Annotated in this window: 9 protein-coding genes and 1 pseudogene; 4 read left to right on the forward strand and 6 right to left on the reverse strand. The window is 70.2% G+C overall.

What is annotated here, in order from left to right:
* Window positions 1–463 precede the first annotated feature (463 nt).
* The 3 genes from AC08OP_RS09930 to AC08OP_RS09940 all read left to right on the forward strand — a co-directional run bounded on the left by AC08OP_RS09930 (window position 464) and on the right by AC08OP_RS09940 (window position 5,922).
* Window positions 464–1,783, forward strand: a complete 1,320-nt coding sequence (locus AC08OP_RS09930; protein WP_476613926.1) for a methyltransferase domain-containing protein — start codon at window positions 464–466, stop codon at window positions 1,781–1,783.
* Between the two features lie 102 nt (window positions 1,784–1,885).
* Window positions 1,886–4,111, forward strand: a complete 2,226-nt coding sequence (locus tag AC08OP_RS09935; RefSeq protein ID WP_476613927.1) for a hypothetical protein — start codon at window positions 1,886–1,888, stop codon at window positions 4,109–4,111.
* 236 nt (window positions 4,112–4,347) lie between these two features.
* Window positions 4,348–5,922, forward strand: coding sequence for a Wzz/FepE/Etk N-terminal domain-containing protein (locus AC08OP_RS09940; RefSeq protein ID WP_476613928.1), 1,575 nt, complete (start codon window positions 4,348–4,350; stop codon window positions 5,920–5,922).
* Window positions 5,923–6,276: 354 nt separating this feature from the next.
* Here AC08OP_RS09940 and AC08OP_RS09945 read toward each other — a convergent pair whose 3' ends face one another.
* The 6 genes from AC08OP_RS09945 to AC08OP_RS09970 form a co-directional block, all read right to left on the reverse strand.
* A complete protein-coding gene (locus AC08OP_RS09945) occupies window positions 6,277–7,635 on the reverse strand; it encodes a hypothetical protein (RefSeq protein ID WP_476613929.1) in 1,359 nt (452 codons plus the stop codon).
* Window positions 7,636–8,245: 610 nt separating this feature from the next.
* Complete coding sequence (locus tag AC08OP_RS09950) at window positions 8,246–9,040, reverse strand: SDR family oxidoreductase (protein WP_476613930.1); 795 nt, start codon at window positions 9,038–9,040, stop codon at window positions 8,246–8,248.
* A complete protein-coding gene (locus tag AC08OP_RS09955; protein WP_476613931.1) occupies window positions 9,040–9,963 on the reverse strand; it encodes a phytanoyl-CoA dioxygenase family protein in 924 nt (307 codons plus the stop codon). The genes AC08OP_RS09950 and AC08OP_RS09955 overlap by 1 nt, the downstream gene beginning before the upstream one ends.
* Window positions 9,926–10,708 carry an IspD/TarI family cytidylyltransferase gene (locus AC08OP_RS09960; protein ID WP_476593092.1) on the reverse strand — a complete coding sequence of 261 codons (783 nt, stop codon included), beginning with the start codon at window positions 10,706–10,708 and terminating at the stop codon, window positions 9,926–9,928. Before AC08OP_RS09960 ends, AC08OP_RS09955 begins: the two co-directional genes overlap by 38 nt.
* Window positions 10,705–12,123 (reverse strand): DUF4910 domain-containing protein, encoded by a 1,419-nt coding sequence (locus AC08OP_RS09965; protein ID WP_476613932.1) that lies wholly within the window; start codon window positions 12,121–12,123, stop codon window positions 10,705–10,707. Before AC08OP_RS09965 ends, AC08OP_RS09960 begins: the two co-directional genes overlap by 4 nt.
* Before the next feature lie 20 nt (window positions 12,124–12,143).
* Window positions 12,144–12,998 carry a sugar phosphate nucleotidyltransferase gene (locus tag AC08OP_RS09970; protein WP_476613933.1) on the reverse strand — a complete coding sequence of 285 codons (855 nt, stop codon included), beginning with the start codon at window positions 12,996–12,998 and terminating at the stop codon, window positions 12,144–12,146.
* A gap of 825 nt (window positions 12,999–13,823) precedes the next feature.
* Between AC08OP_RS09970 and AC08OP_RS09975 the strand changes: the two are divergent.
* A pseudogene (locus AC08OP_RS09975) lies at window positions 13,824–14,443 on the forward strand (hypothetical protein); the annotation flags it as partial.

A 14,443-nucleotide genomic window follows, 5' to 3' on the forward strand; every position in this document is an offset into this window, starting at 1 on the left:
GTGGTGCCACGGCTTCCTCTCGGCGACTGTGGGTCAGGTGGGGGGTGGTGTCCACCGGCTAGCATGACCCGGCGTGCGCAGCACCCGTGACCGCCGATCTTCGCCGGAAAATCATCGGGCTGCCGTCGGCGGTGCCGGCGGTGGCATCTCGCCGACGGAAACGAGCGCTCGTCCGGCGGTCGCCGCTGCGGCGGTGGGTGGCGGGTGTCCGGCCGATGACCGGTGCTCGCACGCCCGGGGTTCGCGCTCTCCTCCGTGCCTTCGCCGGCGATCGCCCGGCGGCGTGGCGGCCCGTCCCGGCTTCACGAAGATCATGTTGTTCGCGGGACCGTCGCGTCCTTCTGGTCGGATGGGCGGTCATCATGTCGTTCGGCCTCTCGTTCGGCCTCGCGGCCGGCTGGCACAGCCATTCCCGTCCACCAGATCGTGAAGATCGATGTCGACACCTCACCTAGGGGAACGCATGTCATCCGCAACCCCGGCCCAGCGCGGTAGTGGCACCGCCGAGGCCGACGCGACCCAGAAGCAGGATGCTCCCGGCGGCCTCGCCACGGCGGTAACCGCCTGCCGGTCCTGCGGCGGACCGGCCCCGCGCCTGTTCCTCTCCCTGGGGTCCACCCCCATCGCCAACCGCCTGGTGCGCGCCGACGCCCTCGACACAACCGATCCGTCGTTCCCGCTTGAGGTCGGCTTCTGCGAGGCCTGCGCACTCGTGCAGCTCACCCACGAGCTGCCGGCGTCCGAGATCTTCGACGAGGACTATCCCTACTTCTCCTCGTTCTCCGACATGCTCGTCCGCCACGCGGAGAAGCACGTGATCGACCTGATCGCGAGCCGCAACCTCGGGCCGGACAGCCTGGTGGTCGAGGTCGCCAGCAACGATGGCTACCTGCTGAAGGCGTTCGTCGAGCGGGGCATCCCGGTCCTCGGGATCGAGCCGACCCCCGGCCCGGCCGCGGCCGCCCGGGAGGCGGGCGTGCCGACCCGCGAGGAGTTCTTCGGCGCGGAGCTCGCCCGCCAGCTCGTCGCGGAGGGCCGCAAGGCCGATGTGATCATCGCGAACAACGTGATGGCCCACGTCCCGGACCTCAACAGCTTCGTCGAGGGCTTCTCGATCCTGCTCGCCGACGGCGGCCTCGTCGACGTCGAGAACCCCGGGGTCGGCGCGTTGCTGGTCCACACCGAGTTCGACACGGTCTACCACGAGCACTTCTGCTACTTCTCCACGATCGCGGTCGACGTCCTGATGCGCCGGCACGGCCTCGCGCTCGTCGGCGTCCAGGAGTTCCCCGAGCTGCACGGCGGCACCCTGCGGTGGAGCATGCAGCACACCGCCGCCGCGGAGCCGGCCGAGTCGGTGGCGGCGGTGCTCGACGCCGAGCGGGCCGCCGGGCTCGACACGTTCGACCGGTACGCCAGCTTCGGCGACGACGTCCGCGCCGTGCAGGACGAGCTGGTGGCGTTGCTGCGCTCGCTGCGCGCCGACGGTAGGACCATCGCCGCCTACGGCGCGGCGGCCAAGGGAGCGACCCTGCTGAACTCCAGCGGCATCGGCACCGACCTGCTCGATTTCGTCGTCGATCGCAACATCCACAAGCAGGGCCGGTACCTGCCCGGCGCCCGGTTGCCGATCCTCGATCCCGCCGTCCTGCTGGAGCGGCAGCCTGACTACCTGCTGCTGCTTGCGTGGAACGTGAAGAAGGAGATCATCGCCCAGCAGGCCGAGTACGCCGCGCGCGGCGGCTCCTTCATCGTGCCGGTTCCCCGGCCCGTAGTGCTGTAGGCAACCCATCGTGGTCTCAGGCCGTCGTTATTTCCGTCCGCGGTTGTGCGGACCCTGCTCGCTGGGCTGGCCGAGCCGGTCGGGCTGGTCGGGAGAGCGGGTATGACGGACAGCGACGGGGACCTGAGAGCCCCGGGTGGGGAGGACGACTCCCCATCCGAGGGTTCCCCTGATGAGACCCGGTACGTGCCACGATCGCAGCGCCCCGCGCGGGCGACCGGGCAGCGTCCCGGCGAGCGGACCGAACGTCCCGGCGAAGGGTTCGAACGCCGTGGCGACCGCCGACCCGGCGAGGGTTTCGAGGTGGTCACGGGGCCGGTCCGCCCGCAGCCCGCTCCGGCGCCGCGGCCGGGGCCCGGGCCGTCCGGGCCCGCGATCCAGCCGCCCGTCGGCGACCCGCACCTGTCCCAGCCGTCATCCCGCCCGGTGACGCCCCCTGTCCGTCCGGGTGCCGGCCAGCCACCGCCCGGCGTCGTCACCGCCACGATGGACCTGAGCGCGCTGCAACGCCGGTTGCGGGCGGAGAAGACCGAGCTCCTCCATCGGGTCGAGGGGCAGGCTCCCCGGCATCGCCGCTCGGACCGGCGGGCGCGCCGAACCGACGAGACCGACCCGGAGAGCACGCAGATCTTTCCGCGCCAGCCCCCCGCCGGGCGTGACGGCCGATCTCCCGGGGCGGGCGCCGCGCGGTCCCGCGGCCGACGAAGGCTCGCCGCGGCAGGCGGCGGCGAGCGTGCCGCGGCCGCGTCCTTCGGGCCGGGGCCCGGTAACGGGGCTGAGGGCCTGGCGGACGATCTGACCGGCGGCGAGGGTCCGGGCGGCGAGGGTCCCGGCGGCCGTGGCGGAGCCAGGTCGAAGGCGATCTGGACGCTGATGGACCAGGCCGTCTCCAGTGCGACGAACGCCGCGATCTCGTTCCTGATTGCCCATCAGGTCAGCGACGTCGAGTACGGCGCGTTCGGTATTGCGTACACGTTGTTCTCCATCGTCATCGGCCTGGTCCGTGCCGGGAGCTGCATGCCGCTGAGCATGTTCTACTCGAGTGTCACCCGGAGTGACTTCCGGGCGGCGGCCACCGCCACCACCGGCTCGTCGTTCGTCTTCGGCGTGGCCGTGGGAATCACGTTCGTCGGCCTGGGCCTGCTGCTCGGCGGCCCGGTCGGGTCGTCGTTGTCGGCGATGGGCCTCGTGCTGCCCGGCCTGCTGCTGCAGGATGCGTGGCGCTATGTCTTCTTCGCGATGGGGAAGCCCTTCGGCGCCTTCGTCAACGACACCGTCTGGGCGGTCGTCCAGATCCTCGGGATCTTCCTGCTCATCCACCGCGGTGTGACCGCATCCCCGCCGCTGCTGCTCGCCTGGGGGGCCTCGGCTCTCGTCGCGGCCCTGCTGGGGATAGCCCAGGCCGGCTTCTGGCCGTCGCCCGGCGAGACCCTTCGATGGCTTCGCAGGAACAAGTCGAACTCCGCCTACCTGGCGGCGGAGTTCATCACTGTCCAGGGCGCGATGCAGACCTCGCTGCTGGTGATCGGAGCGGTGGGTTCACTGGCGACGGTGGGCGCCCTGCAAGGCGCGCGCACGCTGCTCGGCCCGACCACGGTGGTCGGGGTGGGGGTCGTGAGCTTCGCGTTGCCGGAGTTCTCCAAGCGGACCTCCATGACCCGCCACGCCCGGGAGCGCGCCGCCTACGCTCTCTCGGCCCTCGTCCTCGCCATTGGCACGGCGTGGAGCCTGATCTTCTACCTCCTTCCGGAACGTTACGGTCAGGTGTTGTTGGGCGACTCGTGGGATGGCGTCAAGAACATCCTGGGGCTGTCGATCCTGCACTATCTGGCCGCGTCGGTCGCGGTCGGACCGGCATGTATGGTCTACGCACTCGGAAAAACCAAGATCACATTCTGGGTCAATGCAGCCTTTGCGCCAATGTTGTTTGGTTTTCCCATCATTGGGTTGCTTGTCGGGGGCGCGCGGGGCGCGGTCGTCGGCTATAACATCGCTTTCTGGTCCATTGCACCGGTGTGGTTTGTACTGCTCCGCCGGCTCGGTCGGGAGCACGACGTGGAGCAGGCCGCGCTACGGGACGCGGCGCGGGCGGCGCGGGGCGGCTCCGGGCCTGCTCCCGCCCCGGCGGGGCCGGGAGGACGAGAGTTGCCGCGCCCGCGCCGGGCCGGGATGAGCGACGCACGCCGGTCGAGACGGTCGAACGCCGGCGAATCTGACCATCGAATGGATCCCGTGGATGATGTCGAGGATGTGGATGTCGCTCCGGAGCACGGCCCTCGCCGGCCTGGTCACGGAACCGGATCGCGGCGTGGTGGGCGGGGCACCTGAGCGTCCGTGCGGCGTCAGTCATAGCTATAGACCGTTTACTATCCGCTATCGGCTATGCTCACAAATCGGTTCCGTCAGATCTAGACCGTGGTCCGGCAATCGGGCCGGATGCTCCTGTGGGGGGCCACATTGAGTTCGCTTCATGTCCCGCTGGAGGAGTCGTTGCGTCGTCTCACCGGCACTCCGATCCGGGTGCGGGCCCGGTCCGCTCGTTCTGAGTCCGTGGCGGGTGCGTCATGAGTCGCAACGTGCAGGCGGGCAACGAGACCAGCCGGGCTCCCTCCGCCCCGTCCCTGCTTCGTATCCTCCAGCCACGGCTGCTGGTCGTCGCCATCGTCGTGGTCATCTTCGCGGCTCTGGCGGCCGCCTACTCCAAGACGCAGACGGCGACCTACCGGTCGAGTGCCCGGGTCTTCCTCTCGACGGACTCGGGTACGCTCGGTGCCAACTCGGTCGACGCGACCCGCTTCGTGCAGACCCAGGCGCAGTTCGCCCAGTCCTCGGCGGCCGTCGCGGAGATCGCGAAGGAACTCAAGCTGCCCGAGGTGGACGTCGCCGCCCGGCTCAGCACCTCGCCGTCCGACGAGGGCTACTTCTTCGTCATCGAGGGGAAGGGCTCGAGCCAGCAGGGGGCGGACGCGCTGGTCAAGTCGGCCGAGGATGCCTACAGCAAGCTCTTGACGACTTACGGCCCCAACAGCCAGGCGAATATCAGCGCCATGATCAAGCTACGTGACGGGCTGGTGGCGGAGCAGGCCGCCGCGGGTCAGGGAGCCGGTATTGCCGGGAGCGTCGACAATACCGTCCGCAACACGCAGATCGCGAACCTCAACACGCAGATCGCCACCGCCCGCACCGCCTCCGCGCTGGCGAGCACGTCGATCAAACTGGCCGAGCCGCCCGTCGCCGGGGGCCAGAGCGGGCCGAACCTGTTCCGTAACACGCTGGTCGCTGCGATCGTCGGGCTGCTCGGTTCGATCGCGGCAATCTGGATCATGTATCAGCGCCGGCCCACGATCCTCGACCCGCACAACCCGTCCGACACCCTGGGCGTGCCGCTGATCGCAGTCCTGGCGCCGGGACGGACCACCGCCAGCGCGGCCGAGACCCTGGTCTCGGCGATGTCCGCGGTGATGTCCCCGACGAGCAAGGTGGTCGCGTTCACCCCGGCGTCGCGGGGGGACCTGACCGCTGACCTCGTCGCCTCCGTGGCCGCGGCCTGGTCCGATGATCAGGGCGTCGTCCTGATCCTGGACACCTCGCCGTCGTCCGAGGTGCGGGGAGTTCTCGAGGGACTGCCCCGAGCGACCTCCGGGGAGCTGCCTCGCTGGGCGCACGAGCCGACCTGCCTGGCACGCTCGTCCGGCACCGGGCGGGGGCACATCCTCTACAACCGAGTGTCGCCGGCCCGGGCCGCCCGGCCTGGTGGCCTCGCCCCGATCCTCGCCGACCGGGCGCCGGTCGTCGACCTCGTCATCCTTGTCACCTCGGCGCTGGCCGAGCTGCCGATGACCGCGGCCTCCGCCATCCAGGCCGACGCCGTCGTGGTCATCACCTCCACCGAAACCAGTCTCAAGGAGCTCGAGCAGGTGCCGCGGGACTGGCCGGCGCTCGCCGAGCGAGTCGTGGGCGTCGTGCACGACGGCCGGACCGGCATCCGCCGGGCCGTCGCGGCGGCCCCGGAGCGTCGTTCGTCGGTCGACACCATCACCTCCAACTCCCCGGTGGGGGACTCGGCTCCGGTGAGCAAGCGGGGCGGCGGCGTGGACTCGGAGGCCACCGACCGCTACGCCCGCCCCGGCAAGCGTTAGGACAGCCCGTAGCCGCGAGGGTCCGGGGCCCCGAGGTTCCCTGATTCATTCCAGACGGCTCTGGATTCTAGACGGCCCTGGATTCCAGGAGGCGCAACGCCGGTATGACGAGCCGGGCGGTCAGCGTAATCTGACCGTCCGGCTTTTCGTCGTACCGGCTCCTCGTGGTATGCCCAGTCCCGGTCCCAGTTCCGGCCATCGCGATGGTGAGGCGAGCGGAACCGTTAGTCCGTCCTCGGTGGCTCGACACGGGGACCCGCGGCGAGCACGGGCGGGATGGCGGTCTGTGTGGACGGCGCCATCCGCGCGATGTGGTGCGGTCGCGCGTGCCGTGCCGTGGGTCAGATCGCGGCGTCAGATCGCGGCGAAGGACCGGCCCGGCACGGGAGCCGGTGGGAGCGGCGGTGACGACGCTCCCGGATCCCCTTGGAGCCTGACGGCCTCCTCTGGGGTCACCGTGAACCAGGTGACGAGCAGGAGGCCGAGCCCGGTGACGACCGGGGCCAGCAGGCCTCCGGACAGCACGCTATAGAAGATTAACACAGACCCGGAGAGCACGAACGACTGCGAGCCGCGTACGAACATCGCTACCACCAGACCGATGAACGCGGTGGTCCCGACGACGCCGTACTCGAGGATCAGCTTGGGTAGGAGGGCGTAGTTCAGCGGTAGTCCGGTGCGGTGGTAGAACGCGGCGGCGTCCCGGTCGGCGAACCCGGGCCCCCAGCCGAACGCCACCGTCATCGGATCGCTGCCGAGCGCGTCCCAGGTCCGCTGGTACGGCTGGACGAAGCGCAGGCTGCCGCTAGACGTCGATGAGGACGTCTCCGTGGCACGCGCGGCGAAGATATCCGACGCCGGGGTGAAGCTGATGATCAGCGCCACGAGGCTCACCCCGAGCAGGGCGGTGAGCGCGAATCGGGCGCCCTTGTGAACGGCCAGCAGGACGCCCGCGCAGGCCAGCAGGAGCAGACCGGTGCCAGAAACGGTGCTCAGGATGGCCAGCACAAACATGATCATGCGCCACCAGCCGCCGTTACGCAGTGTGCAGACCACGATACCGAAGCCGAGGAACTGCGAGCAGAACGACGCCTCGAGGCAGATGAAGGCGTTCGACTTGTACAGCGACGAGCCATACTGCACGGGGTAGGACGTGTTGAACCCCTGCATCAGGAACTGCGACGGCACGGCGTTCTTGACGACGTCGGTGTATGGAACGCCGACGAGCTGAATGGCGAACTGGAACAGGGCGAGACCGGCGAGCACCGTGATCATGATTAGAAAACGGTCCAGCAGCCGGGGCAGGAGAGCGCGGGCGTCCGCGCCGCGCAGGCCGAAGAGGAACGGCACGTATGTCGCCAGCAGCAGCAACAACGAGGTGAAGGACGTGTCGTCGTTCTGCTGGAGGAAGGAGACGAGTGCCGAGGCCGAACATGCCGTCATCGCGACGAGGTAGGTGGTCACCCGGCCGGAGTTGTACGTCAGACCTCCGCGCCGCAGCATCAAGGCCGCGCAGACATAGGTGATCGGCAGGATTACCTGAACCTGTGAACTGCCCACCGGGAAAGCGATCCGTTGCAGGAAGATCTCGCAGAAGAGCAGAATCGTCAGCATCCGGAGGGTGGCGTCGTTGACCGACTTCCCGCTGCCGGCCTCCTGGGTCGGGATCACCCACGACCGTGGAATCCTGGTCGTGAGCGTGGTGGTGACCACTGGTTCCCGTCCCCCGTTCCTGGTCAGTGGGCTCCCGGGCGCCGCGCCCGGCGGCGGGGCCCGGCGATGGAAGCCCATCGGCACGTCGGCACGTCGGCACGTCGGATAGCTGGCGCGACGGGCGGACGGCGCGGGCGGTTCAGTGTATCCGGGGCCCTCGTGCCGTCTCGCAAGGCGGTCTCCGTGCCGTTTCCGGAGCGCACGGTCCCGTCTTCGTCACGTCTCGCAGCCAGCTGGTGGGGGCTCTTCGAACCCGGCGCGGGCGGTGAATAATAGCGGTCGTCCGACCCGACAGTCATCGGTTTGCATCCGTGTAGATCGGTGCCGCCACGAGGGACCCAGCTCGGGAACCCGCCTGGCGGTGACACGCGTTTGTCGTACCAGGACGGCGTCATCGCCGCGGTGATATTCGATTTTGGTCTGCCTCGGGTTCGGACCGGTCATCATCGCCGTTGTGGCGGTTGTGCAGGATCTGCCTGGTCCTGGATCTGGTCCTGGATCTGGTCCTGGTCCCGAGGCCGGGACCGTGCCGTCGGCGGACTTCTAGGCCTCGGGGCCCGTGGGCTCTGGCGCGCCCACGGGCCCCGAGTCGTTGCGCAGCGGGAGCGCGTCAGTAGCTCTTCTTCGCCGGCCGCAGGTGTAGCTCGGTGATCTCCGCGGTGGGTGGGAGCCGGATCAGGTAATCGACGAGATCGGCCACGTCGGCCGCTTGGACGAGTAGCTCGGGCGCGTACTCACGGCCTTCCCGGGCGTAGATCGCCTCCTGCCGCGGGGTCGCCGTACGGCCGAGATGGATGGTAGTCACCCGGATGCCGTCGGCGTTGATCTCCTGGCGCAGGCTGTCGGCGAACCCCCGCATGGCATGCTGGGTGGCGGCGAACACGCTGGTGCCCGCGCCGGCCCGGATGCCCTGGGTGGAGTTGACGATGACGATGTCGGCGCCGCGGTCGGCCCCAGCGACCCGCAGCGCCGGCAGCAGTCGCTGGGTGAGCGCGTACGGTGCCCGGACGTTCGCGAGGTACTGGGCGTCGAGATCGGCCAGCGACACGGCGTCCACCCGGGCGCTTCCGTAGGCGCCGGCGCTGTGCACCAGATGATCGACGCGGCCGTAGCGGCCCGTGACCTCGGCGGTGAACGCGACGACGGCCGCGTCGTCGGTCAGGTCGAGGCACACCGGCGTCAGGGTGCCTGGCCCGCTCGCCTCCTTGCCGAGGGCATCGAGTCGGGTCTGGTCGCGCCCAAGCGCGAGGACGGTGGCTCCGTCCGAGGCCAGCAGCAGCGCGGTGGCCCGGCCGATGCCGCTCGATGCACCGGTCACCACAGCGACCTGCCCGGCGAGCGGAACCTCGTCCGCCGCCGGGCCGTCCGCGCCTGCGCCCGCGCCCGATCCGTTCGGGGCCGCCATCAGGCGTTCTGGTGGGAGAACACCAGTACCGCGTCCTCCCGCGGTGGCGCGGTGTCGTAGGTCAGGCAGATGTCCTCGGGGATCCGGCTCAGGTCGGTGCCACGCAGGTAGTCCCGCATGGTCGTGCCGGTGCACTCCGCGTCGACGTTTGGCGCTCCGACGTGGTTGACCACGTCGTCGAAGTGGACGGTGCGGAAGTCCATGCTGAACCGGGTGCGGCCGGAGTTGTTCGGCACCGAGGAGTGCAGCTGGGCCGCCGAGAAGATCATTATTCCGCCGGAGGGGGCGACCACCCGGGTCTGCGGAAAGATTTCCACCTCCTCCTCGGGCTTGGGCTGCTTGCGACTGTCGGACTTGATGTGTTTCGCGGCGTCGGCCCGGTTCTTCGCGTTCCACTCGTAGTAGTCGTAGTCGCGGGAACCGTTCTTCACGCCCTGGGAGAAGTAGCGCGGGTGGAAGGCCATGGCGTTCTCCGGCACGATGTCGAAGATCGGCATCCACCAGTTGAGCTGGCAGAACGGTGCCGAGTACCAGGTGTCGCGGTGCGGGTGGAAGGCGTAGGCGATGCCCGAGGTGAGGTAGTCGTCCGACGTCGAGGTCCGCAGCCGGGGCACGTCGAAGTAGGTCTTCGACAGGTCGCAGCCGTGCTCGGCGAGAATCGCCGGCAGCAGCTCCTTGCAGGTGGGGTGGTGGATGAACCGTGGCTTCAGCTCGGCGAGCAGGGCCGCGTAGTCCTCGACCGGCATGTGGTATTGCGCCGTCTCGGGGTCGAGATCGCCGAAGGCCTCGCGGATCAGGGCGCGGCTGAACTCGACGAACTCCCGCGTCGCGGGCCTGGGCGCGTAGACGAACAGCTCGCCGGCGTAGAGCCTCGCCCGCCGCTCGTCATCGGACAGCGTGGACTCGACCAGTACCGAACTCATCAGGTTCCCCCTCGGAACGAACATGGGTGAGAAGCAGCCGGGCCATGGCGAGTTCGTCCGGCGTGGTGACATGGATGTTCGCCGGCTCGCCGGGGATGACCACGACCAGGCCGCCGGCCGCGGCGACCATCGCCGAGTCCTCGACGGCCTCGCGGGCCCCCGCGTGCACGGAGCGCAGCAGGTCCGCCCGGAAGGCGTGCGGGGTCTGCACGAGCCGGTGAGTCTCCCGCGGCAGTGAGGCCCCGGTGACCAACCGGGGGGTGTCGTCGGGGAGGCCGTCGATCACCGTCGAGTGGATCTCCTTGACGACCTCGGTGAGCGGGAGGCCGGGTACGGCCGCGTCGGCGCCGGCGCGGACCTCGTCGACGACCCGCTGGTACAGGGCGGGAGTCGCGAGCGGATGGGCGGCGTCGGTGATCACGATGATCCCGGCGTCCGCGGGCACGGCCGCCAGCCCCGCCCGGACGGACTCGGCCCGGGTGGCGCCGCCGGCGACGACCCGCACTCCGTCCGGCGGTGACCAGTGGCCGATCAGGGCGGCGGGGACGACCACGGCGATGCCGTCACTGGCGGGCCGCGCTGCCGCGACCGGGTGGGCGAGCAGGGGCTCACCCCCGAGGTCGAAGAACTGTTTCGGCCCGCCGAAACGCGTGCCGCCGCCGCCGGCCAGCACGATCGTCCAGACCGGGCCGCTGTTCCCGGTGCTCCCCGCGCCGTTGGTGACGGCGACAGCGGTGTCGGTCACCGCTGGGCTCCCGCGGGCGCGGCGCTGGTGACGTCGCTGAGCAGATCGACGCCCGCCAGGGCGTCGGCCGCCGCCGCGACGGTGTCGAACGGCAGGTCCGCGCGGTCGGCGATGTCGAGCAGGCTGCGCGTGCCGTCGGCCAGGTTCAGCACCCACAGCAGGCCCATCTCGATCGCCTGGCGGTTCATGGTGGCCCCGATGGCGCGGTACAGGCCTCGCCGGCCGAGCTGCGGCTCCCCGTAGGGGGCGGTGTTGCGCCAGATGCGGTCGCGCTCGCAGATGGCGATCGTCCGCAGCAGGATCGCGAACGAGTCGGCCAGTGACTCCGGGGTCACGAAGTCGAGGTCGTCCGCGGACGTGTGGTACTGCGGATAGTCGCCGTGCTGGCCCCGCCCGAACCGGCCGACGGGCAGGTCGAAACCGGGGGAGCAGAACTGCCGTTCGTCGTAGCCGTAGGGGGAGAAGTCGATGGCCCGGTGCGGCCGCCCGGTCTCGGCGAGCGCCGCGGCCGCGGCCCGGTCGACGACGGCGTCACCCCGCCGGCTGCGCTTGTAGGTCGGGTCGGAACGGTCGCCCAGGCCGGTCAGCACCAGCCCGTGCCGAATGCGCCCGACGGTGTCGCGGTTGCGCGCGAGCCAGGTGATCGATCCGATCGTGCCGGGGATGAACAGCAGCCGGAAGGTGTGCCGGCGGGGCAGCCTGGCCAGGGTGCGGGCCAGCAGGGTGGCCGTGGCGATGCCCGAGCAGTTGTCGTTCGCCATCGCCGGGTGGCAGGTGTGGGTCGTGATGAGGAACTCGTCGTCCGTGGTCCCGGGCAGCACGATCTCGCCGTAGGTCAGCGACCCCGCGGTGAGGGTGGTGTCGATCTCCACGCCGTACTCGCCGTCGGGCAGCGCGGCGAGCTGCCGGTCGGTCAGGCAGAAGCCCCAGTTCTCGGTGTAGTAGGAGGTCCGGTAGGGCACCCAGTCCGGGCGGTCCGGCATCGAGAACAGGTGCGGGCGCAGCTCGTCGAGGGACAGCCGGGCGCGGACCGGTGTGCTGTACCCCAGCAGGTGCAGCGGGTTGTCAGCGGCGTCGACGATGGTCTTGCCGTCCGGGCCGGTCAACCGGGCCGAGGTGACGTTCCATTCCCGGGGCACGGTCCAGTCCAGGACCGGTGTCCCGCTGGGGACCTCGTGCACCGTGAGCGCGGGCTCCGGGCCGAGCGCCCGCGCGACGGTGGCGAGCGTCGTGCGGACACCGTCCCCGGTGATGCTGCGCGCGGGGGGCAGCAGGGTGGCGACCAGGTCGTGCAGCCACGTACCCGGGTCGGCGCCTGCCGTCGCCGCGTACTCGCTTGCGCCGCCGGGGTCGGAACCGCTCAGGGGGGAACCGTTCGGCTCGGGACCGCCGGAGCCGCGGGAGGAATCGCTCATCGCTGGACCCGTCCGGAACCTCAGCCGGCCCAGACACGCCAAGGCGCGGCACCGGAATCCCAGAGCTGGTTCAGCTCGGTCCAGTCGCGGAACGTGTCCATACCCATCCAGAATCCGTCGTGGGTGTGCAGGGTCAGCTCACCGTCCCGGGCCAGCTGCTGCAGCGGGTGACGCTCCAGCAGCAGTGCCGGGTCGTCGTCGAGGTACTTGTCGATGAACTCGCGCTCGAAGACGAAATATCCCCCGCTCACCCAGCCGGTCTGCGGCGGCTTCTCGGCGAAGAGGGTGACGGCGTTGCCGTCCGTGGTCAGCTCGCCGTAGCGACTCGACGGCCGGACGCCGGTGACCGTCCCGATCCGCCCCGACGCCAGGTGGTCGGCGAGCACCGCGCCGATATCGACGGCACCGACTCCGTCGCCGTAGGTCAGCATGAACCGCGGGCCGGTCAGGTACTGGGCGACCCGGCGCAGCCGGGCTCCGGTTCCGGTGAGTAGGCCCGTCTCGGCGAAGGTCACCTCCCACGCCTCGTCGCCCACGGTGTTGTGGAACTGGGGGGTGTGGTCGTCGGAGAGCGTGAGGGTGAAGTCGGCGACCTGCGCACGGTAGGCGAGGAAGTAGTTCTTGATCAGATCGCTCTTGTAGCCGAGGCAGAGCACGAACTTACGGAAGCCGTAGTGCTCGTAGGTCTTCATGATGTGCCACAGCACCGGCTTGCCGCCGATGTCCACCAGCGGCTTGGGTAGTTTCTCGCTGGCTTCCCGCAGCCGGGTTCCCATCCCGCCGCACAGGATCACGACGGGGATGTCCGCCACGTCGGGAATCTCGCTGGTCTGGGCGATCTCGATGCTCAAGGCTGTTGCGTCTCCCGTGCTCATGCCCCGGTCCGGACGCACTCGGGGCGGATGGGCGTCGATGGCCTGGTCGTCGCGGGACCGCGATGCGCTCCGGGCGACCCGGGACAGCCGTCCCGCGGGCCGGCTGGTCGTGACCGGTGGGGGCAGCCACCGGGCGGTCCGGCTGCGCGGGCGGCGCGTTCTCACGCGGGTGAGGACGTCGCTGCTCGCCCGCGAACGTGCGTGCGGGCGTGATCCCGTGGCAACGGTACCGTATGGGCCTTTGCCGGCTGGTGGTGTCCCTACGAACCCGCGCGTGCGGCATAGACCCCACAACCCCGCGGGCCTCCCATGCGTCTGACTCCGGTAACTCCCGTGACTCCCCTGACTCCGGTGACTCTGGGACCGGATGACGGTTTCGGTGGGTCGGGTGCGCCTGTCGAACGATTCTCTCGGAGCGGGAGGGTTGGTCTACGGATGGTCGATCGTTGCACTGCGTGATAAGCCGAGGCCGCCGAAGGCACACTTCGTCGGTGGTTGTTACTGTTTGGCGATCACTCTCGGATTACCGAACGAGTCTCGGCTCAGGTGTCGACGGTGATGGCGGACCTCGTTGCGAGTCACCGGATCGGGGAGAGTGCCGCCCTTGACCGTACTTTTGCGTTACATGAATAAAAATGACTTTATAGGTAGAAACGTACGACTGGGGTGATGCGGGTGCGCGGGCGCTCCTGGTCGGATGACCCTCCGGCCGGCCGCTGGCCGGTGGACGGATCGCCATCCTCGGACCAGGACGGCACGGTGCGCCACTCCGAGGCGGATCCGCCCCGTTCGGCCGATCGGTGGCTCGCCGGTGGAAGCGCCGGCATGCCGACCCCGTCCCGGGGCGAGTGGCTGGACGCCCGGCTGCTCCCGCTGCGCCGTCGCCGAAGTGACACGACGACGCGGATGCTCCGTTCCCCCAGCGAGGGTTCCCCCACCGAGCTGGTCCACATCCGCCGCAACGGTGCTTCTTGCGACGCGCGTGGCGGCCCGGTCACAGGCCCCGCCGGGGACCGGGCGGACCCGGCGCGGGCACGTCCGGACGGTGCCACCACGACCGTGTTCCATTGGCACGGGCGGCAGGCCCCGGCCGGTAAGGGGCTGGACACGCCGGACACGAACGTCCTGGCCTGGGGCGTGCCGGCTCGAGGCGTGCCGGCTCGAGGCGTGCCGGCCCGGGACGTGCCGGCCCGGGACGTGCCGGCCTGGGACGTGCCGGCCTGGGACGTCCCAGCCTGGGACGGGCAGGTACCGGACGCGCGTGTTCGGGCGGACGACGGCGGTGGGCCTGGCCCGGGTCGTCCATCTCGCGTCGCCGGTTGGATCACCGCGCGCCCCGGGGGCCGAGCCGGCCGAATCCCGCGTCTCCCGCTCGTCGCGGTCTCGATCGCGGTCGTGCTCGCCCTGACCGCCCTGACCGCCTGGGTTCTGGCGCCCTCCGGAGG

It is taken from the genome of Frankia sp. CeRuru1 (assembly GCF_977966315.1).

Excerpts from the sequence above, each read along its gene's own strand:
- AC08OP_RS09965 (WP_476613932.1), bottom strand. The coding sequence starts at position 12,123 with ATGAGCGATTCCTCCCGCGGCTCCGGCGGTCCCGAGCCGAACGGTTCC.
- AC08OP_RS09940 (WP_476613928.1), top strand. The coding sequence starts at position 4,348 with ATGAGTCGCAACGTGCAGGCGGGCAACGAGACCAGCCGGGCTCCCTCC.
- AC08OP_RS09930 (WP_476613926.1), top strand. The coding sequence starts at position 464 with ATGTCATCCGCAACCCCGGCCCAGCGCGGTAGTGGCACCGCCGAGGCC.
- AC08OP_RS09955 (WP_476613931.1), bottom strand. The coding sequence starts at position 9,963 with ATGAGTTCGGTACTGGTCGAGTCCACGCTGTCCGATGACGAGCGGCGG.
- AC08OP_RS09935 (WP_476613927.1), top strand. The coding sequence starts at position 1,886 with ATGACGGACAGCGACGGGGACCTGAGAGCCCCGGGTGGGGAGGACGAC.
- AC08OP_RS09950 (WP_476613930.1), bottom strand. The coding sequence starts at position 9,040 with ATGGCGGCCCCGAACGGATCGGGCGCGGGCGCAGGCGCGGACGGCCCG.
- AC08OP_RS09970 (WP_476613933.1), bottom strand. The coding sequence starts at position 12,998 with ATGAGCACGGGAGACGCAACAGCCTTGAGCATCGAGATCGCCCAGACC.